Source organism: Streptomyces sp. NPDC037013 (assembly GCF_055607265.1).
Map to the genome: position 1 here is coordinate 80,901 of NZ_JBVJRV010000008.1, position 23,774 is coordinate 104,674.

Below are 23,774 nucleotides of genomic sequence, written 5' to 3' on the forward strand. Positions count from 1 at the left end.
CGGCCGGCACGGGGCGTGGCCGCACTGGAGTACCAGTGCGGCCACGGTGAGGGGTCAGCGCACGCGGGGCGGAGGGTGGATCGCCCGCCCGGGCGCTAAAGGATCAGCGAGAGGAGCAGGACCAGGCCCCCCGCCACCACCGAGATGATCGTCTCCATGACCGACCACGTCTTGACCGTCTGGCCGACGTCGAGCCCGAAGTACTCCTTGACCAGCCAGAAGCCCGCGTCGTTGACGTGCGAGAAGAAGAGCGAACCGGCGCCGATCGCCAGCACGAGGAGCGCCGTGTGCGCCGTCGACATGTCGGCGGCCAGCGGGGCGGCCAGACCGGCCGCCGAGATCGTCGCGACCGTCGCCGAGCCCGTCGCGAGCCGGATGGCCACCGCGATCAGCCAGGCGAGGAGCAGCGCGGGGATCGACCAGTCCTCGGAGAAGTCCAGGATCATCTGGCCCACGCCGACGTCGATGAGCGTCTGCTTGAAGCCGCCGCCCGCGCCCACGATCATCAGCACGCCGGCGATCGGCGCGAGCGACTTCTCGACGGTGGTGGACAGGCGGTCCTTGCTGAACCCGGCCGCGCGGCCCAGCGTGAACATCCCGACGATCACCGCGGCGAGCAGGGCGATCAGCGGCGACCCGATGACGTCGAAGACCCGCTGCACCGTGGCCTCGGGGTCGTCGACCACGATGTCCACCAGCGCCTTGGCCAGCATCAGGACGACGGGCAGCAGCACGGTCGCCACCGTGACACCGAAGCCGGGACGCTTCTCCAGGTCCTCCGAGGCGCGCTGCGGGATCATCTTCTCGGGCGCCGGAACGTCCACCCAGCGGGCCGCGACCTTCGAGAACAGCGGCCCGGCGATGATCACCGTCGGGATGGCGACGAGGACACCGAGCGCGAGCGTGACGCCGAGGTTGGCCTTGACCGCGTCGATCGCGACGAGCGGGCCGGGGTGCGGCGGGATGAGCCCGTGCATCACGGAGAGACCGGCCAGCGCGGGGATGCCGATCCGCATCAGCGAGTAGTTGCCGCGCTTGGCGACCATCAGGACGACCGGGATCAGCAGCACGATGCCGACCTCGAAGAAGAGCGGCAGACCGATCACCGAGGCGATCAGGACCATCGCCCAGGGCATCGCGCGCCCGCCCGCCTTGGCGAGGATGGTGTCGACGATCTGGTCGGCGCCCCCGGAGTCCGCGAGCAGCTTGCCGAGGATGGCGCCGAGCGCGATGAGCACGCCGACGCCCGCCACGGTCGAGCCGAGCCCGCCGGTGAAGCTGGTGATGGCCTTGTCGAGCGGGGCCCCGGCGAAGGCGCCGAGCGCGAGCGACCCGACGGTCAGCGCGAGAAACGCGTGCAGCTTGAACTTGGTGATGAGCAGGACGATGACGGCGATGCCCGCGAGGACTGCGATCCCCAGCTGGGCATGGCCCGCCGAGGTGATCGGCTCGACGGGGTCCGCTGCCAGCATCTCGACGCTGAGACTGGTCACGGTGGGTTCCTTGGACGTGGGTACGGAAATGCGGTGCTAGCCGAGGTGCCGCAAGGCCTCTGCGGCTCGGTCGGCGATCTCATCGGGCTCACCCGAGACATCGACGTCGACCCCCGCCTCGTCCGCCCCGAGGGGCTGCAACGTGGCGAACTGGGAGTCGAGCAGCGCCGTGGGCATGAAGTGGCCCTTGCGGTGCGCCATGCGGTCCTCGATGAGCTTCCGGTCGCCGGTGAGGTGCACGAAGACCAGGTCCGGGGCGGCCGCGCGCAGCCGGTCGCGGTAGCTGCGCTTCAGCGCCGAGCTGCTGACCACCCCGCCGAGACCGGCCCGCCCGTGCGCCCAGGTGCCGATGGCGTCGAGCCACGGCCACCTGTCGTCATCGGTGAGCGGGGTGCCGGAGGACATCTTGCGGATGTTCTCCGGCGGGTGGAAGTCGTCGCCCTCGGCGTAGGGCACGCCGAGCCGGTCCGCGAGCAGGGGGCCGATCGTGGTCTTGCCGGTCCCTGCCACGCCCATGACTACGACGACGTGGGGGGTGCTCATCGCTGCCTGCCTCGCTGTCCTCATCGACATCGGTCGGTTGTTCACGTCACTGAAACCCATTAGGTCTGACGAATTCAAGAGCCTGTGACATAAAAGTCTGACTTATTGTTCCTCCGCTGCTCCTCGTAGGCTTCCGGCATGACCGCACAGGCCCGAGGGCTGCACTCCCGCGTACTCGAAAGCCTCGGGCCCGCCATCACGGCGGGCGAGTACCCGCCGGGCAGCGTGTTGCGCACGGACGAGCTGGCCCAGCGCTTCGAGGTCTCCCGCTCCGTGATGCGCGAGGCCGTCCGGGTCCTGGAATCCATGCACCTGGTCGCCTCCCGCCGCCGCGTCGGCGTGACCGTACGGCCCGCCGAGGAGTGGAACGTCTACGACCCGCAGGTCATCCGGTGGCGTCTGGCCGGCGCCGACCGGGCCCGGCAGCTGCGCTCCCTGACCGTCCTGCGCTCCGCCGTCGAGCCGGTCGCCGCGGGGCTCGCCGCCCGGCACGCCACGGCCGCCCAGTGCGCGGAGCTCACCGAGTGCGCGCTCGGCATGGTCGCCCACTCGCGCGGCCACCAGCTGGAGGGCTACCTCAGGCACGACGTCGCCTTCCACCGGGTGATCCTCAACGCCTCCGGCAACGAGATGTTCGCCCGGCTCGGCGATGTCGTCGCGGAGGTCCTGACCGGCCGTACCGCCCACCAGGTGATGTTCGAGGATCCGGACCCGCCCGCCGTCACCCTGCACGTCCAGGTCGCGGAGGCGGTCAGGGAGGGCGACGCGGCCCGGGCGGAGGCGCTGACCCGGCAGATCGCCCTCGGCGCCCTGGAGGAACTGGACATCCTCGCGCCCTGAGGCCGGCCCGGCGCCCCCGAAGCCGGCCCCCCGGCCCGCACCCGGCGTCCGGCGGTCGGCGACAATGGACGCATGCCCCGACGCGCCACCCGCCCCGCCGCCACGCCCTGCCCCTGCGGCCACACCCAGCCGTACGAGAAGTGCTGCGGCAGGCTGCACCGGGGGGAGGCCGCCGCAGGCACCCCCGAGGAGCTGATGCGCTCCCGCTACAGCGCCTTCGCCATGCGGGACGAGAGCTACCTGCTGCGCACCTGGCACCCGCGGACCCGGCCGCCCCGCGTGGAGTTCGACCCGGCGCTGCGCTGGTCGGGCCTGACCATCGAGGCCACCTCCGAGGGCACCGCCTTCCACACCACCGGCACGGTCACCTTCCTGGCCCGCTACACCGACGGCGGCCGCCCCGACTCCCTGCACGAGAAGAGCCGCTTCGAACGGTTCGACGGCGCATGGGTGTACGTCGACGGCACCTTCATCGACTAGGCGCCCCGCCCTCGCCCCCCACCACCCGTCGGGACCCGGCCACCGCGCGGACCCGGCGGGTGGGGCTGCTGGGGAGCATGAACTCACACGGGGTGTGAACGAGTGTCCTCACCCCGCGCGCCGCACACGGTTGACCGCCGCCCACGGGCCCAAACGCCCTGGCCCGCCCGCGTGTTCGAAGTCCGGAGAGGGTCGCGCACATAGGCGGGAACCGCCGCTGCGGGCCGCCGGTGCCGCCAGTAGCGTCTGCCTGCCCCCCTGTCCCGTACGCAGTCCCGCGAGCAGCCGTGCGAAGGAAGTGGCCCCATGGCCGACACCGGACAGCACCAGCAGAGTCACGAGCGCTACATGGGCGGCAGTCCGGAAGCGGAGCGCCGGCTCTTCCGGCGTCTGGCGCAGGAACTGATGAAGGTTCAGGAGAAGAACCGGCGCGCGGCCGGGGCCGCCGGCATCGAGCGCACCCTGCACGCCAAGGCCGCGCTCGGCGTGGAGAACGCCCGCCTGCGCTTCCACGACGACCTGCCCGACGAACTGTGCCGCGGCTACGCCCGGCCGGGCGCCGCCTACCCGGCGACCGTCAGGCTCTCCAACGCGAGCGGCATCCGGCAGGCCGACGGCGCCCCCGACCTGCGCGGCATCGCCGTACGCGTGACCGTATCCGCCGACGAGAGCCACGACCTGCTGGCCACCAACCACCCGGTCTCCCACGCCCGCGACGCCCGCGAGTTCGTCGCCTTCGCCACGGCCATGGCCGGCGCGACCACCCGGCTCGGGAAAGGCCTCGGACTCTACGTCAAACTGCCCCTCGCGGTGGGCCCCACCACGGCCGGCCGGATGCGGCGCAACGTCCGGGCCGCCACCCGGCACACCGTCAAGAGCCTGGCGGGGGAGACGTACTGGAGCCGCAGCGCCATCCTCTGGGGCCCGGCCGGACCCGTCCGCTACCTGCTGCGCCCGGCGGGCCACGTCCACACCACCGGGTCGCGCGCCGAGGGCCGCGACCCGCAGTACCTGCGCCGCGAGTTGGAGACCCGCCTCGCCCGCCACGACATCGTCTTCGACCTGTGCCTCCAGCGGTACGTCGACGAGCGGCGCACCCCCGTCGAGGACGGCTCCGTCGAGTGGCCGGAGTCCCTCGCGCCCGCCGTGCCCGTCGCCACGCTCACCGTGCCCAGCCAGGACCTCGACACCGCCGAGGCCCGGGCCGCCGGCGGCCGTGTCGAGATCATCGGCTTCAACCCCTGGTTCACCACCGACGACTTCCGCCCCCTCGGGAACCTCAACCGCGCCCGCAAGTCCGCCTACGAGGCCAGCGCGGCCCACCGCCACGGGCTGCGCTTCGTCACCGGCGAACCGCTGCGCAACAAGGCGTTCGGCGTGCCCGTCGGCGCCGCGTTCCGCCTTCTCAACCGCTATGTGCCGTGGCACAGGCTGCCGTTGGACGCGAGCCTGCTCAACCTCGTCTTCCTGCGCAAGGCGCTGCGCCGCGCCAACCTCATCGACACCGACCTGCACGAGGCGCCGCCGAAGCCGGTGCCCGCACCGCCCACGTTCGACGAGCGGCTGCGCACCGTCCGCTCCTACGACGGCACGTACAACGACCTCTCCCGGCCCGCCATGGGCTCCGTCGGCGCCGTCTTCGGGCGCAACATCGAACCGGTCTACCGCCCCGACCTCTTCGACGTCCCCAACCCCGTCACGGTCAGCCGCCAACTCCTGCACCGGGACACGTTCCTGCCCGCCACCTCGCTGAACGTGCTGGCCGCCGCCTGGATCCAGTTCCAGGTCCACGACTGGGTCAACCACCGCCGCCACAAGCCCGGCGGAAAGTGCGTGGAGGTGCCGCTGCCGCCCGGCACCACCTGGCACAACACACCCGGCGGACCCGCCGAGAAGGTGATGCGCTTCGCCGAGAACGAGGGCGTCGAACTCCCCGGCGACCGCCCGCCCATCCTCTTCGCCAACACCGCCTCCCACTGGTGGGACGGCTCCGAGGTGTACGGCGAGGACGAACAGACCGCCAAATACCTGCGCGAGCCCGACGGCGGCGCCAAACTCCGCCTGGACGAGGGCCACTTGCCGCTCGGCCCGAACGGCGTACCGCTCACCGGCTTCGCCGAGAGCTGGTGGATGGGGCTCAGCGCCATGCACACCCTCTTCGCCCGCGAACACAACGCGGTCTGCGACGCGCTGCGCCACGCCTACCCCTCGATGAGCGAGGAGAGCGTCTACCACACGGCGCGCCTGGTCGTCTCGGCCCTCATCGCCAAGATCCACACGGTGGAGTGGACCCCCGCGATCCTCGCCACCGAGGCCATCGACCTGGGGCTGCACACCAACTGGGACGGCCCGCCGGGAAAGTGGCTGCAGAAACTCGGCCTGTGGCTGCTCGAATCCCACTCGCTGACGGGCATCCCCGCCACCCTGCCCGACCACCACGGGACGCCGTACTCCCTCACGGAGGACTTCGTCACCGTCTACCGCATGCACCCGCTGATCCCCGACGACTTCGAGATGCGCGAACACCACTTCGGGCAGCGCCTGGAGACCCTCGGCTTCCGCGACATCCAGGGCGCCGCCGCCGAGGCCGCCATCCGCAAGACAGGACTGGCCGACACGCTCTACTCGTTCGGCATCGCCCACCCGGGCGCGATCACCCTGCACAACTTCCCGCGCGCCCTCCAGCAGTTCGAGCGCGACGGCGAGATCATCGACCTCTCCGTCGTCGACCTGGTCCGCACCCGCAGGCGCGGCGTGCCCCGCTACAACGACTTCCGCGAGGGCCTGCACAAACCGCGTGTCCGACGGTTCGAGGACCTTTCCCAGGACCCCGGCACCGTCGCCCGGCTCAAGGACGTCTACCGCTCGGTCGACGAGATCGACACTGTCGTCGGCCTCTTCGCCGAGAACCCGCCGCACGGCTTCGGCTTCAGCGACACCGCCTTCCGCGTCTTCATCCTGATGGCCACCCGGCGGCTGCAGAGCGACCGCTTCCTGACCGTCGACTTCCGTCCCGAGATCTACACCCCGCTCGGCATCGACTGGGTGCAGAAGGGCGGCATGAAGACCGTGCTGATGCGGCACTGCCCCGAGCTCGCGGGCCTGCTGCCGCGCGGGGCAAGCGCGTTCGCGCCCTGGCGTCAGGTGCAGCCGCCGAGCGACAGGGGCGGACACGCGGGCGGCTGACGGCGACCTGACCGGCGCGCTCTAGGCCAGCGCAGGCACCACGCAGTCGATGAGGAACGGCCCAGGCTCCGCGAGCCCCCGCTTCAGGAGCACCGCGAACTCCTCGGCGGTGGCGGCCCGTTCGGCCGGGACACCCATCCCGCGCGCCAGCGAGACGAAGTCGAGGGGCGGCCCCGACAGATCGAGGAGCCGCCGCGCCCGCGTCCCGGCCGTCGCCGCCCCCACCGAACCGAGCTCCAGATTGAGGATCGCGTACGACCGGTTGTCGAAGACGACGGTCGTGACGTCGAGCCCCTCCCTGGCCTGCGTCCACAGCGCCTGCAGCGTGTACATCGACGCCCCGTCCCCGACCAGCGCCAGCACCGGCCTGCCGGGACAAGCCACCCCCGCACCCACCGCCAGCGGCAGCCCCTGTCCCATCGCCCCGCCGGTCAACGTCAGCCAGTCGTGCCGCGGCGCCCCCGCGGTCGCGCCGGGCAGCCACAGCCCCGAGGTGTTGGACTCGTCCACGACCACCGCGCCTTCCGGCAGCAGCGCCCCGATCACGGCGGCCGCCGACTCGGCGGTCAGCTCTCCGGTGGGCAGCTCCGGCCGGCCCGCCTCCTGGCACACGGACTTCGCGCCGGGCCCGGTCACCTCGGCGAGCCCTTCGAGCGCGGCCGTCACATCCTCCGCGCCGGCCGCGAGCGTGTGCACCGCGCACCCCTCGGGCACCAGCGCACCGGTCTGCCCCGGATAGGCGAAGAAGGAGACCGGCGACGCCGCGCCGGCCAGCACCAGGTGCCGTACGCCTGCCAGTTGACGCCGCGCGCCCGCGGCGAGGTAGGCGAGCCGTTCCACGGCGGGGCGACCGGCGCCCCGCTCCAGGCGGGCGGGGAAGGTCTCGCCGAGCAGCCGCGCCCCGGTCGCCGCGGCGATCCGCCCGGCGGCCGCGAGCCCGGCGCCGCGCACGGCCTCCCCGCCGAGGAGCAGCGCGACCTCCTCGCCGGAGCGCAGCGCCGCCGCGGCGCCCGTCACGGCGTCCACCGAGACGAGGCCGCGCCGCCGTGGCGCCGGAGGCGCGGGGGAGGGCGGTTCGTCCGCCGGCGACCAGGACACGTCGGCGGGCACGACGAGTGTCGCGACGGCTCCGGGCGGGCCGGCCGCGGCGGCGAGGGCGGCCGCGACGTCGCCGGCGAGTTCCGTGGCGTAGTACGTGCGGCGCGTCCAGGCCGACACGGTGCGGGCGAGCGCCCCGATGTCGGACTCCAGGGGCGCGTCGAGCCGCTTGTGGTGCAGGGCGTGGTCGCCGACGACGTTGACGACGGGGGTCGCGGCGCGCCGCGCGTTGTGCAGGTTCGGCAGGCCGCCGGCGAGTCCGGGGCCGAGGTGCAGCAGGGTGCACGCGGGGCGTCCCGTCATCCGCCCGTACCCGTCGGCGGCACCCGTGGCCACGCCCTCGAAGAGGCAGAGCACGGGCCGCAGGTCGGGTGTCTCGTCGAGCGCGGCCACGAAGTGCATCTCGGAGGTGCCCGGATTGGCGAAGCAGGCGCGGACACCCCCGCCCACGAGGCCGTCGATCAGGATCTGCGCTCCGTTCGGCATGGCGGTCCGCCTCTGCTCGGTGGCGTGGGCGCGCGAGGGGCGGCGGCGCCCGGTCGGTGGGAGGCACCCGGGCCCCTGTCGTGGGCCACGGCTGTCCGGCGACGCCCGGCACGCACGCTCGCCGCGCTGTCGGGCCCAGTCTTCACGGGGTCCGGGGCGTGGCGGCAGCCGGGATCCGGCCAGCCCCCCGCCGGGCCGGACTCTCGCCCCGCGCCCGACGGGCCCCGTCACGCGCGGCGGCCGGGCCCGCGGGACGGTGGCGGTCGCCCGCCTGCCGGAGCGCGCCACGACGGCCGGACCGTGCCGCGCCCGGCCCGGTGAGTCGGCAGGCCAGGGCCGCGCCCCTGCCCGCCGCTCAGGTGGACCGACCGGTGGGGTGGAGCCGGTCCGGGGACGGAAGCGGTGGCGCCGGGCGGACCCGGTGCGGGCCCGGTCGCGGAGAGCCGGGTCGTACCCGTACCGAGCGTCCACCGGTACGAGAGAGACGTACCGCACCCGCGGAATCGGCCCCTCCATCACCTGCCACCGCCCACTGGCCCCTGGGCGGCGACGACATGGCGCCTGCTCACGGCGCCGAAGGCCCGAGCACCCCGGCGCGGCACCCGTGCGCGAGCCCGCCCCGGCCGCGGCCGCTCCGCCGTCACGGCGAGGAGCCCCGCACGCTCCGCCGGGAGCGCGTCCGGTCCGGACCAGGCGGCCGGAAACCGCTCCCGCCCCCCGCCCGGCGATGATCCGTAAGAGAGCCGTCAAGAGCCCCGCCGACGCCGTATGGAGGGCGTCAACGGGGGACGGATCGGGCCGAACGGACGCTTACCTCTAATCGTCCGTTCAAGCAGTCCGTTTCTCTTCTGTCAGGAGCTCACGATGGCCGACGTGGCCTTCGTCGTCACCACGATCGCGGTCTTCGCGCTGGTGGCACTCGTCGCCAAGGGGGTGACCAGGCTGTGACCGCCGAGAACATCGTCGGCCTCGTCGTGGCCGTCGCCCTGCTGGGCTATCTCGTCCTCGCCCTCGTCTTCCCGGAGAGGTTCTAGGTACGGATATGAGCCCCGTCCTCGCCGGTGTGCTCCAACTGCTCGCGCTGATCGCGGCGCTCGCTCTCGCATACCGCCCGCTCGGCGACCACATGGCCCGCGTCTACGGCTCGGAGCGCCACCTTCGCGTCGAGAAATGGATCTACAAGGCCATCGGCGCCGACCCCGACACCCAGATGCGCTGGCCCGCCTACCTGCGCGGCGTCCTCGCCTTCTCCGCGGCCGGCGTCCTCTTCCTCTACCTGCTGCAGCGGCTCCAGGGCTCGCTGCCCGGCTCGCTCGGCTTCCGCTCCATCGACCCCGACCAGGCCTTCAACACCGCGGCCTCCTTCGTGGCCAACACCAACTGGCAGTCCTACGCCGGCGAACAGGCCATGGGCCACGTCGTACAGACCGGCGGCCTGGCCGTGCAGAACTTCGTCTCGGCCGCCGTGGGCATCGCGGTCGCGGTCGCCCTCGTACGCGGCTTCGCCCGCTCGCGCACCGGTGAACTCGGCAACTTCTGGGCCGACCTGGTGCGCGGCACCGTCCGCATCCTCCTGCCGATCTCGGTGGTCGGCGCCCTCATCCTGGTCGCCTGCGGAGCCCTCCAGAACTTCTCCGGCATCCACGAGGTCGGCCAGTTCACCGGCGGCACCCAGCAGTGGAACGGCGGCGCCGTCGCCTCCCAGGAGGTCATCAAGGAGCTGGGCACCAACGGCGGCGGCTCCTTCAACGCCAACTCCGCCCACCCCTTCGAGAACCCCGGCCCGTTCTCGAACCTCTTCGAGATCTTCCTGATCCTGCTGATCCCCTTCGCCCTGACGCGGACCTTCGGCAGGATGACCGGCTCGCTCCGGCAGGGCCGCGCCATCCTCGCCACGATGGCGACGATCTGGCTCGCCTTCACCGCGCTGATGATGTGGACGGAGTTCCACCACGGCGGCCCGGCCCACGAACTGGCCGGCGGTGCGATGGAGGGCAAGGAGACCCGGTTCGGCGTCGCCGGTTCCGCGATCTTCGCGGTGGCCACCACGCTGACCTCCACCGGCGCCGTGAACTCCTTCCACTCCTCCTACACCGGCTTCGGCGGCGGCCTGGAGATGCTCGGCATGCAACTCGGCGAGATCGCCCCCGGCGGCACCGGCTCGGGCCTCTACGGCATGCTCGTCATGGCGGTCATCGCGGTGTTCATCGCCGGACTGATGGTCGGACGCACCCCCGAGTACCTCGGCAAGAAGATCGGCACCCGCGAGATCAAGCTCGCGGCCTGCTACATCCTCGTCACCCCGGCCCTCGTCCTCGGCTTCACGGCCGCCGCGATGGCGCTGCCCACGCCGGCCCACTCGATGGCCAACTCCGGTGCGCACGGCTTCTCCGAGATCCTCTACGCCTACACGTCCGGCGCCAACAACAACGGCTCCGCCTTCGCGGGCCTGAGCGCCGACACCCAGTGGTTCAACAGCACGATCGGGATCGCCATGCTGCTCGGCCGTTTCCTGCCGATGGTGTTCGTCCTCGCCCTCGCCGGATCGCTCGCGCAACAGCGGCCGGTCCCGGTGACCACGGGCACCCTGCGCACCGAGAAGCCGCTCTTCACCGGGTTGCTGGTCGGCGCCATCATGATCATCACCGGTCTCACCTATTTCCCCGCGCTCGCGCTGGGACCGCTCGCCGAGGGGCTTGCGTCATGAGCACTCACGTACCGAAGCACGAACGGGGCGACCGGGACGGGGGATCGCTCGCCACCGCGGACCGGGCACCCCGCCAGGAGCGCCCCGCCACCGACCCGACCACCCAGGGCACCCGGGTGGGCGCGGGCCTGTTCGACCCGGCCCAGCTGCTGACCTCGCTGCCGGAGGCCGTCCGCAAACTGCATCCGCGCGTGATGGTGAAGTCCCCGGTCATGTTCGTCGTCCTGGCCGGCTCGGTGGTCACCACCGTGCTCGCCGTCAGGGACCCGGGGGACTGGTTCGGCTGGGCGATCACCGGCTGGCTCTGGCTGACCACCCTCTTCGCCAACCTCGCGGAGGCCGTCGCCGAGGGCCGCGGCAAGGCACAGGCCGACACGCTGCGCCGCGCCAAGACCGACACCGTCGCACGCCGCCTCACCGGCGCCACCGAGGAACACATACCCGGCACCGACCTGCGCGTCGGCGACCTCGTCGTCTGCGAGGCGGGCGACATCATCCCCGGCGACGGTGACGTCGTCGAGGGCGTGGCCTCCGTCGACGAGTCCGCCATCACCGGCGAATCGGCCCCCGTCATCCGGGAGTCCGGCGGCGACCGGTCCGCGGTCACGGGCGGTACGAGGGTCCTCTCCGACCGCGTCGTCATCAGGATCACGACGAAACCCGGCGAGACGTTCATCGACCGCATGATCAACCTGGTGGAGGGCGCGGCCCGGCAGAAGACCCCCAACGAGATCGCGCTGAACATCCTCCTCGCCTCCCTCACGATCGTCTTCCTGCTCGCCGTCGTCACACTGAAGCCCTTCGCCGTCTACGCCGGGGCCGACGACCAGACCTCGCTGATCGTCCTGACGGCACTCCTCGTCTGCCTCATCCCCACGACGATCGGCGCCCTGCTCTCCGCGATCGGCATCGCCGGCATGGACCGCCTCGTCCAGCGCAACGTCCTCGCCATGTCGGGCCGGGCCGTGGAGGCGGCGGGCGACGTGTCGACCCTGCTGCTCGACAAGACCGGCACCATCACCCTCGGCAACCGCCGCGCCGCCGAGTTCGTCCCGGTGCGCGGCACCACGGCGGCCGAACTCGCCGACGCCGCCCAGCTCTCCTCGCTGGCCGACGAGACCCCCGAGGGCCGCTCCGTCGTCGTACTGGCGAAGGAGCGGTACGGCCTGCGCGAACGCCACCGGGGCGAGCTGACCGGCGCCACCTGGGTGCCCTTCACGGCCCAGACCCGCATGTCCGGCGTGGACGTCGAGGGCCGCAAGGTCCGCAAGGGCGCGACCGGTTCGGTCATCGCCTGGGTCCAGGAGCGCGGCGGCGAGGTCGCACAGGACGCACAGGAACTCAACGACCGGATCTCACAGTCCGGCGGCACCCCGCTGCTCGTCGCCCTGGAGGACGAGAACGGCGCCCGGGTCCTCGGCGTCATCCACCTCAAGGACGTCGTCAAGGAGGGCATGCGCGAGCGGTTCGACGAACTGCGCCGCATGGGCATCAGGACCGTCATGATCACCGGCGACAACCCGCTGACCGCCAAGGCCATCGCGGACGAGGCGGGCGTGGACGACTTCCTCGCCGAGGCCACCCCCGAGGACAAGATGGCGCTGATCAAGCGGGAGCAGGCCGGCGGCAAGCTGGTCGCGATGACCGGCGACGGCACCAACGACGCCCCCGCCCTCGCCCAGGCGGACGTGGGCGTGGCCATGAACACGGGCACGTCGGCCGCGAAGGAGGCCGGCAACATGGTCGACCTCGACTCGGACCCGACCAAGCTCATCGAGATCGTGGAGATCGGCAAACAGCTCCTCATCACCCGCGGGGCGCTGACGACCTTCTCGATCGCCAACGACGTCGCGAAGTACTTCGCGATCATCCCGGCGATGTTCGCCGTGGCCTACCCGGGCCTCGACAAGCTCAACATCATGGGCCTGTCGTCCCCCGAGTCCGCGATCCTCTCCGCGGTCGTCTTCAACGCGCTGATCATCGTCGCGCTCGTGCCGCTGGCCCTGAAGGGCGTGCGCTACCGGCCGATGACCGCCGACCGCATGCTCCGGCGCAACCTCGGCGTCTACGGCCTGGGCGGACTCGTCGCCCCGTTCGTCGGCATCAAGGTCATCGACGTACTCCTCTCCCTCATCCCCGGCATTGGCTGACGTGATCATGAACAACTCCGCGGCGAACTCCGCCCGCCTGCTCGGCGCGGGCCTGCGCGCCCTGCTCGTCCTGACCGTGCTCTGCGGCGTCCTCTACCCGCTCGCGGTGACCGGCGTCGCCCAGGCCCTCCTGCCAGGACGGGCCAACGGCTCCGAGGTGAAGGCCGACGGCAGGGTCGTCGGCTCCGCACTCATCGGCCAGCGCTACGACCTGCCGCCGAAGAAGGGCCGGCGGACCCCCGCCCCCGACCTCACCTGGTTCCAGCCGCGCCCCTCCAACGGCCTCGGCGAGAACAGCGTCAACACCCGGTACCGGCTGCTCGTCTCCGGCGCCACCAACCTCGCCGGCGACAGCAAGGAGCTGATCAAGCAGGTGGAGACGGCCAAGGCGGCCGTGATCAAGGACAACTCGACCCCCGACCACAAGGTCCTGCCGTCCGAGGTGCCCGCCGACGCGGTCACCTCATCGGGCTCGGGCCTTGACCCGCACATCACACCGGAGTACGCGGCCCTCCAGGTCCACCGCGTCGCGGCCAGGAACCACCTGCCCGTCCGCCAGGTCCGCGACCTGGTGACGACCCACACCGAGGGCCGCACCCTCGGCTTCCTGGGCGAACCGAGGGTCAACGTCCTCGAGCTCAACATCGCCCTCGCGGAACTGACCGGCAAGCACTGAGGGGGCACGCGAAAGGCCCCAGTCTCGCGACTGGGGCCATTGCTGGTGTCCGAGGGGGGACTTGAACCCCCACGCCCGATAAAGGGCACTAGCACCTCAAGCTAGCGCGTCTGCCATTCCGCCACCCGGACAAGGTGTCTGTCTTCGCGGGGTGTTTCCCGCGGCGACACAGAGAACATTACCAGGCTCCCGGGGGTGTTCGATCACCCCCTCGGTCCCGTGTGAACTGCGGATGACGCCCCCCGCCCGCCCTTGGGCGCGGAGCCCGGGAGAGAGAGGATGAGGGGGACCACCAGCAGCGAATGCGGGAGGAGCCAGCGTGAGCGGGTCCAGCACGGACAAGGCCGTCACCGGTGAGGACGAGGTCGTCGACCTCTGTCGCGAACTGATCCAGATCGATACGAGCAACTACGGCGACCACTCGGGCCCGGGGGAGCGCAAGGCCGCCGAGTACGTGGCCGAGAAGCTCGCCGAGGTGGGGCTCGAGCCGAAGATCTTCGAGTCCCACCCCGGCAGGGCCTCCACGGTCGCGAGGATCGAGGGCGAGGACCCGTCGCGGCCCGCGCTCCTCATCCACGGCCACACGGACGTCGTGCCCGCCAACGCGGTGGACTGGACGCACCACCCCTTCTCCGGGGAGATCGCGGACGGCTGCGTGTGGGGCCGGGGCGCCGTCGACATGAAGGACATGGACGCGATGACCCTCGCGGTCGTACGGGAGCGGATGCGCACCGGTCGCAAGCCTCCGCGCGACATCGTCCTCGCCTTCCTCGCGGACGAGGAGGCGGGCGGCACGTACGGCGCCCGGTACCTCGTCGACAACCACCCCGGGCTCTTCGAGGGGTGCACGGAGGCGATCAGCGAGGTCGGCGGCTTCTCCTTCACCGTCAACGAGAACCTGCGCCTCTACCTCGTCGAGACGGCCCAGAAGGGCATGCACTGGATGAAGCTGACCGTGGACGGCACCGCCGGCCACGGCTCGATGATCCACAAGGACAACGCGATCACCGAGCTGTCCGAGGCGGTCGGCCGGCTCGGGCGGCACAAGTTCCCGGTGCGGGTCACCAAGACGCTGCGGCACTTCCTCGACGAGCTCGGCGACGCCCTGGGCACCGAGCTCGACCCGGAGAACATGGATGAGACGCTCGCCAAGCTCGGCGGCATCGCCAAGCTCATCGGCGCCTCCCTGCAGAACACCGCCAACCCGACGCAGCTCGGCGCCGGGTACAAGGTGAACGTCATCCCCGGCCAGGCCACCGCCCACGTCGACGGCCGCTACCTGCCGGGGTACGAGGAGGAGTTCCTCGCCGACCTGGACCGGATCCTCGGGCCGAACGTCAAGCGCGAGGACGTTCATGCCGACAAGGCTCTGGAGACCACCTTCGACGGCGCGCTCGTCGACGCCATGCAGAGCGCCCTGCGCGCCGAGGACCCGATCGCCCGCGCCGTGCCGTACATGCTCTCGGCCGGCACGGACGCCAAGTCCTTCGACGACCTCGGCATCCGCGGCTTCGGGTTCGCGCCGCTGAAGCTGCCGCCGGAGCTGGACTTCGCGGGCATGTTCCACGGCGTCGACGAGCGGGTGCCGGTCGACGGCCTGAAGTTCGGCGTCCGGGTGCTCGACCGGTTCATCGACGCTTCCTGACAGGAGTGCGTCCGGAAGGCGACCGGCAAACGGTCGCTTTGCGTGCTGAAACGACTCTCCAATAATCGTCAGCGCGTACGTACTTGACTGAAAAGAGTGAAAGGAACCATGGGCTCGTAGCCCGCCCATCCCCTCCTCGTTACAGGTGATGCAGTCCGCGGCTGGGACTGCATTGCCAACAAGGAGGAATAATGATCAAGAAGATCGTCGCCGCTGTGGCTGCCACTGGTGGTCTCGTGCTCGCGGGCGCGGGCATTGCCGCCGCCGACGCCGGCGCCCAGGGTGCCGCCGTGAACTCTCCCGGTGTTGTCTCGGGCAACGTTATCCAGGTTCCCGTCCACGTGCCGGTGAACGCCTGCGGCAACACGATCTCCGTGATCGGGCTGCTGAACCCCGCCTTCGGCAACGTCTGCGTCAACAAGTGACGTTGTAGTGCCTCACCCCTCGAGGGTCTGAGCCGGTCGGCCCCGGAGTGCGTGCCACGCGCTCCGGGGCCGACAGGCATTTCCGCGTCCCGGCAAGCGTGCCCGGACGTATTCCGGCAGGTAAAAGGCAGGGAACAGCTATGCGACAGGTCACGCGCAAAGGCCTGATCACCGTGGCGGCCGCCACCGGTGTGCTCGCCGCTACCGGGGGTTACGCCCAGGCGGACTCGGGCGCGAGCGGCAGCAGTTCGGATTCGCCCGGTGTGCTGTCGGGCAACTCCGTCCAGCTCCCCATCGACGCTCCGGTCAATGTCTGCGGCAACACCGTCAACGTGGTCGGCGTCCTCAATCCGGCGATGGGCAACCACTGCGCCAACACCTCCCACCGGGGCGGCGGTTCGCACAAGCCCTCCGGCGGCGGCGCCAAGGCCGGCGGGCACACCAGCGACTCGCCCGGCGTCGGCTCCGGCAACAACGTGCAGTTGCCCATCGACGCCCCGGTGAACGTCTGCGGCAACAGCGTCACCATCGGCGGCCTCGGCAACACGGCGCTGGGCAACGAGTGCGCGAACGACTCCGGCACCACGGTCACCCCGCCGGGCGGCGAGAAGCCGCCGACGGGACCCGGGCACCCGGGCGAGCCGCACCACCCCGGAGGACCGCACCACCCGGGCAAGCCGCACCACCCCGGTAAGCCGGGCGAGCCGGGTCAGCCCGGGGGCCCGCACGGTCCGATGCACCCGGGCGGTGCGCAGGATCGCGCCATTCCGAACAACCCGGGCACGCAGAGCCTCACGCCGCCCGAGGGAACCTCGCGACTGGTGCCGCCGGAGCGGGCGGGGGCCGTGGAACAGCTCGCCTCGACCGGCAGCGAGCTGCCGCTCGGCATCGTGCTGCCGGTGGGCGCGGGCGCGCTGCTCGCGGGCACCGTGCTCTACCGCAGGGCCCGGGCAAGCGCCTGAGCCACCGCGCCGAGCAGGCGAACGGAGCGGGTCCCGCGACGGCGGGGCCCGCTCCGTTTCCCGTCCGGCCCGACGCACGGCCCGAGGGCACGGCTGTCGTCACGCGGCCCTGGTCACGCCGACCTCGTCACACCGCTCTCGGCACACCGCTCTCACCAGGTGGCTCTCACCTGGCGGATGATCCGCCGTTTCAGCCGCACTCTGCGGCTGCCGTCGGGATGCAGACTCAGGCGGTCCAACTCCCAGTGTCCGTACTCTGCGTGGTCCGTCAGGAGACGCGTGGCTTCCTTGCGGGTGACCCCGCGCGGTACATACACGTCGACAAATTCGTATTCCGGCATCGCATCTATTGTGCGGGCATGGGCCCGGTACGGATAGCGTCTGCACTATGTCTGATGCTGCGCAGCCCACCGCTGCCGAGGTACGCGCCGCCGCCGAGGCGGTCAAGACCGCGCTCGACCGCCACCTGGCCGCGGTCGAACGCAGGTCGGGCGAGGACGATCCGGCCGTCTACGAAGCGTTCAACGAACTCGCCGCCGCGGCCGAGGAGTACGACGAACTCCTCTACGACCGCTACGACGAGGTCACGCCCTTCGAGATCCCCGGCACGGAGGACTCGCTGCCGCCGTACCAGGGCCCGGAGGAGGCGAACGCGCTGAGCGTGTTCCTCCGCCGCGACTACACCGTGGCGGAGCCGCAGCGGCTGCTCGCCCAGGCCCAGCGCGTCGCCGACCTGGACTCGGGCGGCAGGGGCGGCGGCTCGGCCGACACCGTGCACAGCGCGCTCGGCGTCCTCTTCGGGGAGTTCGAACCGGACGAAATCTCCTCCCGGCACAAGGAGTTCGGCCTGGAGGAAGGGGATTCGACGCTCTGGGTCACCGCGGTGGACACCCCCGCCGAGCCGGGGGAGTGGCTCGACGCCCCCTTCGACCAGGCCGACCCGCACCGGGTGGTGTGCCGCTTCGACGTCAGTGTGGTCTTCGACGACGAGCTGGAGGACGAGGGGCTCGACGGTCTGGAGACGGAGGTCGACCTCGATCCCGATGTCGACATCGACCCGGACGTGCCGGTGCCGCTCGACGCCATCGACACCATCGACGACGAGGCCGACCCTGACCTCGACCCCGACTCCGACCTGGACCCCGATGCCGAGCCCGACGTCATGGGCAGGGCGGACGGCGAGGGGCGGGGGGCCCGCCGGGCCGGCCGCTGACGCCCGCCGTCCGCGCTCGCCCCTTCCCGGACTTCCCGGAGGAAGGGGCGAGCGCGTGTGCGGCCGCCAGTGGGCGCGCTCAGGCCGTCGCCGCGGGCACCTGCGGGCGCAGCAGGGTCTGGAGCCGCGTCGTACGGTCCTTCCACAGCCGCTCCGCCACCGCGCGCGGCAGTGCCTGCTCCACGCCCTGCACGACCGACAGGTGCCGCTCCGCGCGGCTGAACGCCGTGTAGACCCACGGCCGGGTCAGCGCCTGCGCCGCGTCGCCCGGCAGGACCACGACCACCGCGGGCAGCCGCAGCCCCGCCGCCTGGTGCGCGGTGAGCGCCCAGGCGTGCCGCACCTCCCGCTCCACCCGCTCCTTGGGTACGACGACGGGGGCACCGTCACACTCCAGGTGCAGCCCCTCGGCGTCGGCCCGGACCACCCGGCCGAGCGTCGTGCGGCCGGGCGCCGGGGAGTGCGCGACCCGGTCGCCGGGGTCGAAGCCGCCGAACCGGCCCGGGCCCGGGTTGAGCCGCTCCTTCAACGCCGCGTTGAGCACGCGGGTGCCCGCGGCACCGCCGTGGCCCGGCGTGATGACCTGCGTCTGTTCGGCGGGCACCCCGATCGCCCGGGGCACCGAGTCGGCGACGAGCTGCACGGTGCGGTGGATCGCCTCCGCGGCATCGCGCACCGGGACGAGGACGACCTCCTTGCCGGGCGCGTCGACCTGGTTCAGCTCGCCGACGGCGATGCCGGAGGTCAGCTCGCCGATGGGGCCCGGGTCCGGGGTGCGCGAGACGATCTGCGGGCAGCAGCGCGCCGCGACGAGGTCGGCGAAGACCCGTCCCGGGCCCGCCGACCACAGCACGCCGGGGTCGCCGCTGAGCACCAGGCGGGCGCCGTCCGGCAGGGACTCCACCAGCATCGCCGCGCTCTCCACGTCCAGCTGCGGCGCGTCGAGGACGACCAGGAGGTCGAGGGCGAGGGCGCCGTCCGCGTCGCGCCCGGGACCCTGTGCCCCGGAGAGCAGCCCCGCCACGGTCACCGCGCTCTCGCCGCCGCCGAGCGCCCGCGCGAGACGACGGCGTCCGTCGACGCCGTGGGCGGCGGCACACACCCGCAGGCCCAGTGCCGTCGCCGCGGACACCAGCGCGGTGGGCTCGGCACGGGCCTCCTCGCCGCCGGAGTGCAGCACGAGGCCGTGCCCGGCGACGGCACGGATCAGCTCGGCGGCGGACCCGGAAGCCCCGGCGGCCGCGGCCTCCCAGTCGGCGGCCGCGGGGCCGGGACCGTCTTCCTTCGGCAGGGAGTTGATCACGCGGGCCAGGCCGTCGGCGAGGCTCTCCTCCGCGAGTGCGTACCGCTCCAGGCCGATCAGGACGCGGACCGGGCGCTCCGGCTCCTCCGCCCCGGCTTCGTCCTCGTCCCCCGCCTGCTCGTCCGAGCGCTGGACGGGGACCTCGGCGCCTTCGAGAGCGTCCTGGAAGACCAGGGCGTCCCCCTCGGCGAGGGCGCTCTGCACGGCCGCGTCCGGATCCGGCACGCCATACCGGCCGAGAGCGGCGGTGAGCGCGGCGGAGTCCAGTGCCGTGTGCCCCGCCACGGCGGCCTGCTCCAGGAGCCAGACCGTGACCGCGCGGCCCCTGCGCTCGTCGTCGGGCCCGCACTCGGAGCCGAGGAGTGCCCGCGCGAACCCGTCGGCCTGCTCGGGCCGCACGCCACCGACCCGGAGCAGCTGCCAGGGGTCCGCGCGCAGCTGGTCCTCGGCGCCCTCGCCGAGCGCGGCGGCCGTCGGCTCGGCGAGCGCGGGCGGCCCGCCTGCCTCCGTGAGCACCGCGCGGACCGCCTCGACGGTCTGCGCCGCGGGCGCCTGAGCCGCCGCGGGCTGCGGCGCGCGCACGGGCGCGGGGGCGCTGGACGGCGCGGGCCTGCGGGGCGCGGGCTCCGGGTCCCGGAAGGCGCTCGCGACGGGCTTCTCGCCGCTCTCCACGGCGCGCACGGCGGCGAGCAGGTCGGCGGCGGTCCCGCTGAGCTTGGTGCCGGCCTCGATGGGACCCTGCTTCGACGCCTTGCGCTGCTCGATGCGCTCCCGCAGCTCACGCTGCGCGGCGATCTCGGCCTCGGTCTCCGACAGCGCGGCACTCTTGCCGTCACCGTCGCCGTCGCCCTCGGTGTCGCCGTCGCCGTCGCCGTCGCTGTCAGCCGCGCCCGTGTCGGCGTCGGTCTCGCTCCCGGCCTCAGCCTCGGTCTCGGCCCCGTCCTCCACCGCGGCGGCCTCGCCGTCGGCAACGGTCTCGGGGTCCGGCGCCGTGTCGGCCTCAGCCTCACTCCCGGCCTCGCCCTGGCTCCCGACCTCGGTCTCGCTCCCGGCCTCGGCTCCGTCCTCCCCCACGGCGGCCTCGCCGTCGGCAACGGTCTCGCCGTCGGCAGTGGTCTCGGCGTCCGGCGCCGCCTCGGTGCCGGGAGGCGTGGTCCCGGCCTCCGGTGTGGCCTCGGTGTCCTGCGCGGCCCCGCCCTCCGGCGTCCCCGGCGTGGCGTCCTCCGCGGCGGCGGGTTCCGTACTCACAGCGTGCTCCAGTCCTGATCGGGATAGCGGTGCACGGGCGCCGACACATCGTCGAGCGCCTGGCAGATCTCGTCAGGAAGACTAAGGGTCTCCACTGACAACGCGGCCGTGAGCTGCTGCGCGTTGCGCGCGCCGACGATCGGGGCGGTCACTCCCGGGCGGTCCCGCACCCAGGCGAGGGCGACTTGGAGCGGGGTCGCCGAGAGCCCGTCGGCGGCCGTCACGACCGCGTCGACGATGCGGCGCGCCGTCTCGTCGAGGTACGGCGCGACGAAGGGCGCCATCTGGTCGGAGCCGCCGCGCGAGTCGGCCGGGGTGGCGTGCCGGTACTTCCCCGTCAGCACGCCCCGGCCCAGCGGCGAGGAGGGCAGCAGGCCCACCCCGAGGTCGACGGCGGCGGGCAGCACCTCGCGCTCGACGCCGCGCTGGAGGAGTGAGTACTCCATCTGCGTACTCGCCAGCCGGGTGCGGGTGCCCGGCACGGCGAGCTGCCAGGTCGCGGCCTTGGCGAGCTGCCAGCCGCAGAAGTTCGACACGCCCGCATAGCGGGCCCGCCCGCTGCTGACCGCTATGTCGAGGGCCTGCAGCGTCTCCTCCAGGGGTGTCTCCGGATCGAAGGCGTGCACCTGCCACAGGTCCACGTGATCCGTGCCGAGGCGGGTCAGTGAGGCGTCGAGCGCGGCGAGCAGATGGCCCCGCGACCCGTCGAAGCGCCGCTCGGGGTCCGGCACGCTGCCCGCCTTGGTGGCGATGACGAGGTCGCGCCGCGGCACGAGCCGCTCCATCAGGCGGCCGAGGAGATACTCGGACTCGCCGTCGCCGTACACGTCGGCGGTGTCGACGAGGGTGCCGCCCGCCTCCCAGAACAGCTTCAACAGGTCGGCGGCGTCGTTCTCCTCGGTGTGTCCCCAGGTGAGGGTGCCGAGTCCGATGCGGGACACGCGCAGGCCGGTCCGGCCGAGATGCCTCTGCTCCATGGGCGCTGAGATTACTGGCCGGGCCCCTGCCACGGGCGAGCCTGTGGACAAAGCAGCGATGGTGGAGAACCGCGCCACCCGTTTCGGGAGTTCCGCTTCGCAGGGCCGCCTGCATGGCCCCGGCCACACTCCCGGCCCCACTGACGGATTCCGCACCGCACGCTACAGTCCCCGGCACAGGACGTTACTCATGAGTACAGCGGTAAGGGGATCGGTCATGCAGCTCGGGATCAACCTCGGCTACTGGGGCGCCGGGATGGACGCGGACAATCTCGCCGTCGCCAAGGAGGCCGACAAGCTGGGCTACGCGGTCTGCTGGGCCGCCGAGGCGTACGGATCGGATGCCGCGACGGTGCTTTCCTGGGTGGCGGCGCAGACCGAACGCATCGACATCGGGTCCGCGATCTTCCAGATCCCGGCCCGGCAGCCCGCCATGACGGCGATGACCGCCGCCACCCTCGACTCGCTCTCCGGCGGCCGTTTCCGGCTGGGCCTCGGCGTCTCGGGCCCGCAGGTCTCCGAGGGCTGGTACGGCGTGAAGTTCGACAAGCCGCTGGCCCGCACACGCGAGTACGTCGAGATCGTCCGCAAGGCCATGACGCGCGAGCGCCTTTCCTACGAGGGCGAGCACTGGACGCTGCCGCTGCCCGGCGGCCCCGGCAAGCCCATCAAGCTGACCGTCCACCCGCAGCGCGAGCACATCCCGCTCTACGTCGCGGCGATCGGCCCCAAGAACCTGGAGCAGACCGGCGAGATCGCCGACGGCGCCCTGCTGATCTTCCCTGCCGCCGAGCACCTGGAGGAGACCGCGATCCGGCACCTGCGCGCCGGGCGCGAGAAGGCCGGCAAGACGATGGAGGGCTTCGACGTCGTCCCGACGCTGCCGCTCGCCGTCGGCGAGGACAGCCAGGTCGACGCGCTCGCCGACATGTTCCGGCCGTACACCGCGCTGTACGTGGGCGGCATGGGCAGCCGCAAGCAGAACTTCTACAACCAGCTCGCCCAGCGCATGGGGTACGAGAAGGAGGCCGCCGAGATCCAGGACAAGTACCTGGGCGGCGACAAGGACGGGGCGGCCGCCGCGGTGCCGCGGCAGCTGATCGACTCCACCACGCTGCTCGGTTCCGTGGACCGGATCGCCGACCGGATGCAGGCCTACGCCGCTGCCGGGGTCACCACGCTGACGCTGGCCCCCGCCGGCTTCACGCTGGAGGAGCGGCTCACGGCCCTGCGGGCCGGCACGGAAGCCCTGGAGCGCGCCGGGCTCGCCTAGGCGAGCAGGAGGAGGAGACACAGGGGGGAGAGAAGTCCGCGGCCGTGGTGGGGGCTCGGGGGGTCTTCCCCGCCACGGCCGTCACGGGGAACAACGCGTCACGGGGCCCGCGGTTACGGCCTCGTGGCGGTGTCCTGTCCTTCGTTCGGCGGAGCCGACCGGGACAGCTGTTGCCCGATGGCGTGCCTCGCACTTGAGTGATTCTTTGCGGAGGTTCGCGCACAGGGCATGGAGGTGCCAGTGATGCTGTCGGCCAGGAGTGTCTTCCAGGAGATCCTCGACCACGACGAGTCGTTCCGGCTCTTCTGCTCCATCGCCGCCAGTGGCGAATCGCAGGGCGGCTGGGAGAACGGCCGCATCGCCGAGCTCGTCCCGGAGAGCGAGCGCGCGCTCGCCCCGAAGATCGCCCGGCACGGCGCCGACGAGGACAAGCACGGCAGGATCTTTAATGCGCTGATGAAGAAGCGCGGCCTGCGGCCGGTCGACGTCCCGCACGAGACCGACTACACGATGCTCCTGGAGAAGCACGGCATCGGCCTCGCCCACACCCGGCTGAAGGGCGACGAGCCGCTCACCGTGCGGGACATCGTCACGTACCTCTCGCACAGCAGGGTCACCGAACAGCGCGCGTCGGAGCAGATGCGGCTGCTGCTCAAGCACTTCGCCGACCACCCGGACATCGGCCGCGCGGTACGGATGATCTCCCACGACGAGGACAACCACCTGGCCTACTGCCACGAGGAGCTGCTGCGCTTCGCCCACGCCGGGCACGGCCGCGCCATCCAGGCCACCCTGCGCCAGTGCGCGCTCGCCGAGATCCGCATCTACCGCGACGTGAGCCTCGCCGTCATGGACCACATGGGGCGCATCCTCGGCTGGCCGCACGCCAAGCGGCAGCTGCTCGCCGCCGGCATCCACGCCCTGTACGGCTACGAACGCGCCGGCGGCTGGCGGCGCATGGTCTCCCTGAAGATGCCCGGCCGCCGGGACGCCCTGGGCGGGCCCGCGGCACCGGCCCCCGAGTTCGTCTGATCCCGGACCCCGCCGGACCCGGGTCCGACGGGACGCG

Annotated in this window: 19 protein-coding genes and 1 tRNA gene; 13 read left to right on the plus strand and 7 right to left on the minus strand. The window is 72.3% G+C overall.

The genetic code is table 11. The features are described from left to right. Positions 1-95: 95 nt before the first annotated feature. On the minus strand, positions 96-1,493 hold the full coding sequence (locus ACZ7DY_RS28770) for a GntT/GntP/DsdX family permease (RefSeq protein WP_471140141.1): 1,398 nt from the start codon (positions 1,491-1,493) through the stop codon (positions 96-98). Positions 1,494-1,529: 36 nt separating this feature from the next. Next, positions 1,530-2,036 (minus strand): gluconokinase, encoded by a 507-nt coding sequence (locus ACZ7DY_RS28775; protein ID WP_471140143.1) that lies wholly within the window; start codon positions 2,034-2,036, stop codon positions 1,530-1,532. A gap of 138 nt (positions 2,037-2,174) precedes the next feature. Here ACZ7DY_RS28775 and ACZ7DY_RS28780 point away from each other — a divergent pair, with 138 nt between their 5' ends. The 3 genes from ACZ7DY_RS28780 (at position 2,175) to ACZ7DY_RS28790 (ending at position 6,542) form a co-directional block, all read left to right on the plus strand. Further along, positions 2,175-2,876 carry a FadR/GntR family transcriptional regulator gene (locus tag ACZ7DY_RS28780; protein WP_471140145.1) on the plus strand — a complete coding sequence of 234 codons (702 nt, stop codon included), beginning with the start codon at positions 2,175-2,177 and terminating at the stop codon, positions 2,874-2,876. 72 nt (positions 2,877-2,948) lie between these two features. Continuing rightward, on the plus strand, positions 2,949-3,356 hold the full coding sequence (locus ACZ7DY_RS28785; protein WP_471140147.1) for a YchJ family protein: 408 nt from the start codon (positions 2,949-2,951) through the stop codon (positions 3,354-3,356). 306 nt (positions 3,357-3,662) lie between these two features. Beyond that, the gene (locus ACZ7DY_RS28790) at positions 3,663-6,542 is read left to right on the plus strand and encodes a peroxidase family protein (protein WP_471140149.1); all 2,880 of its coding nucleotides are present in this window, start codon (positions 3,663-3,665) and stop codon (positions 6,540-6,542) included. 21 nt (positions 6,543-6,563) lie between these two features. On the opposite strand, the gene ACZ7DY_RS28795 is transcribed toward ACZ7DY_RS28790, so the two are convergent. Further along, positions 6,564-8,126, minus strand: coding sequence for an acetolactate synthase large subunit (locus ACZ7DY_RS28795; RefSeq protein WP_471140151.1), 1,563 nt, complete (start codon positions 8,124-8,126; stop codon positions 6,564-6,566). Positions 8,127-9,070: 944 nt separating this feature from the next. Between ACZ7DY_RS28795 and kdpF the strand changes: the two genes are divergently transcribed. Genes kdpF through ACZ7DY_RS28815 form a run of 4 tightly spaced genes read left to right on the plus strand, consistent with a single transcriptional unit; the run spans position 9,071 to position 13,659 of the window. Continuing rightward, positions 9,071-9,160, plus strand: coding sequence for a K(+)-transporting ATPase subunit F (kdpF, locus tag ACZ7DY_RS28800; RefSeq protein ID WP_033264828.1), 90 nt, complete (start codon positions 9,071-9,073; stop codon positions 9,158-9,160). An 8-nt stretch (positions 9,161-9,168) separates the two neighbouring features. Beyond that, the gene (kdpA, locus tag ACZ7DY_RS28805) at positions 9,169-10,833 is read left to right on the plus strand and encodes a potassium-transporting ATPase subunit KdpA (protein WP_471140154.1); all 1,665 of its coding nucleotides are present in this window, start codon (positions 9,169-9,171) and stop codon (positions 10,831-10,833) included. Further along, on the plus strand, positions 10,830-12,983 hold the full coding sequence (gene kdpB, locus ACZ7DY_RS28810) for a potassium-transporting ATPase subunit KdpB (RefSeq protein ID WP_471140157.1): 2,154 nt from the start codon (positions 10,830-10,832) through the stop codon (positions 12,981-12,983). Before kdpA ends, kdpB begins: the two co-directional genes overlap by 4 nt. Positions 12,984-12,990: 7 nt before the next feature. Continuing rightward, positions 12,991-13,659 carry a potassium-transporting ATPase subunit C gene (locus ACZ7DY_RS28815; protein ID WP_471140884.1) on the plus strand — a complete coding sequence of 223 codons (669 nt, stop codon included), beginning with the start codon at positions 12,991-12,993 and terminating at the stop codon, positions 13,657-13,659. A gap of 43 nt (positions 13,660-13,702) precedes the next feature. Here ACZ7DY_RS28815 and ACZ7DY_RS28820 read toward each other — a convergent pair. After that, positions 13,703-13,790: transfer RNA gene (locus ACZ7DY_RS28820), tRNA-Leu, on the minus strand. 188 nt (positions 13,791-13,978) lie between these two features. On the opposite strand from ACZ7DY_RS28820, the gene ACZ7DY_RS28825 reads away from it, so the two are divergent. The 3 genes from ACZ7DY_RS28825 to ACZ7DY_RS28835 all read left to right on the plus strand — a co-directional run bounded on the left by ACZ7DY_RS28825 (position 13,979) and on the right by ACZ7DY_RS28835 (position 16,691). Next, positions 13,979-15,304, plus strand: a complete 1,326-nt coding sequence (locus ACZ7DY_RS28825; RefSeq protein ID WP_471140160.1) for a M20/M25/M40 family metallo-hydrolase — start codon at positions 13,979-13,981, stop codon at positions 15,302-15,304. A gap of 191 nt (positions 15,305-15,495) precedes the next feature. Then, a complete protein-coding gene (gene chpH, locus ACZ7DY_RS28830) occupies positions 15,496-15,729 on the plus strand; it encodes a chaplin ChpH (protein WP_471140163.1) in 234 nt (77 codons plus the stop codon). Positions 15,730-15,869: 140 nt separating this feature from the next. After that, positions 15,870-16,691, plus strand: coding sequence for a chaplin (locus ACZ7DY_RS28835; RefSeq protein ID WP_471140166.1), 822 nt, complete (start codon positions 15,870-15,872; stop codon positions 16,689-16,691). 152 nt (positions 16,692-16,843) lie between these two features. On the opposite strand, the gene ACZ7DY_RS28840 is transcribed toward ACZ7DY_RS28835, so the two are convergent. After that, positions 16,844-17,032 (minus strand): DUF5703 family protein, encoded by a 189-nt coding sequence (locus ACZ7DY_RS28840; protein WP_127911640.1) that lies wholly within the window; start codon positions 17,030-17,032, stop codon positions 16,844-16,846. Positions 17,033-17,079: 47 nt separating this feature from the next. On the opposite strand from ACZ7DY_RS28840, the gene ACZ7DY_RS28845 reads away from it, so the two are divergent. Then, positions 17,080-17,904, plus strand: a complete 825-nt coding sequence (locus ACZ7DY_RS28845; RefSeq protein WP_471140169.1) for a hypothetical protein — start codon at positions 17,080-17,082, stop codon at positions 17,902-17,904. Between the two features lie 79 nt (positions 17,905-17,983). Here ACZ7DY_RS28845 and ACZ7DY_RS28850 read toward each other — a convergent pair whose 3' ends face one another. Next, on the minus strand, positions 17,984-20,455 hold the full coding sequence (locus ACZ7DY_RS28850; RefSeq protein ID WP_471140171.1) for a helix-hairpin-helix domain-containing protein: 2,472 nt from the start codon (positions 20,453-20,455) through the stop codon (positions 17,984-17,986). Next, positions 20,452-21,432: an aldo/keto reductase gene (locus ACZ7DY_RS28855; RefSeq protein WP_471140173.1), complete on the minus strand. Its 981-nt coding sequence runs from the start codon at positions 21,430-21,432 to the stop codon at positions 20,452-20,454. The genes ACZ7DY_RS28850 and ACZ7DY_RS28855 overlap by 4 nt, the downstream gene beginning before the upstream one ends. A gap of 217 nt (positions 21,433-21,649) precedes the next feature. Between ACZ7DY_RS28855 and ACZ7DY_RS28860 the strand changes: the two genes are divergently transcribed. Further along, a complete protein-coding gene (locus ACZ7DY_RS28860) occupies positions 21,650-22,705 on the plus strand; it encodes an LLM class F420-dependent oxidoreductase (protein WP_471140176.1) in 1,056 nt (351 codons plus the stop codon). Between the two features lie 243 nt (positions 22,706-22,948). Beyond that, positions 22,949-23,737 (plus strand): ferritin-like domain-containing protein, encoded by a 789-nt coding sequence (locus ACZ7DY_RS28865; RefSeq protein ID WP_471140178.1) that lies wholly within the window; start codon positions 22,949-22,951, stop codon positions 23,735-23,737. Positions 23,738-23,774 lie beyond the last annotated feature (37 nt).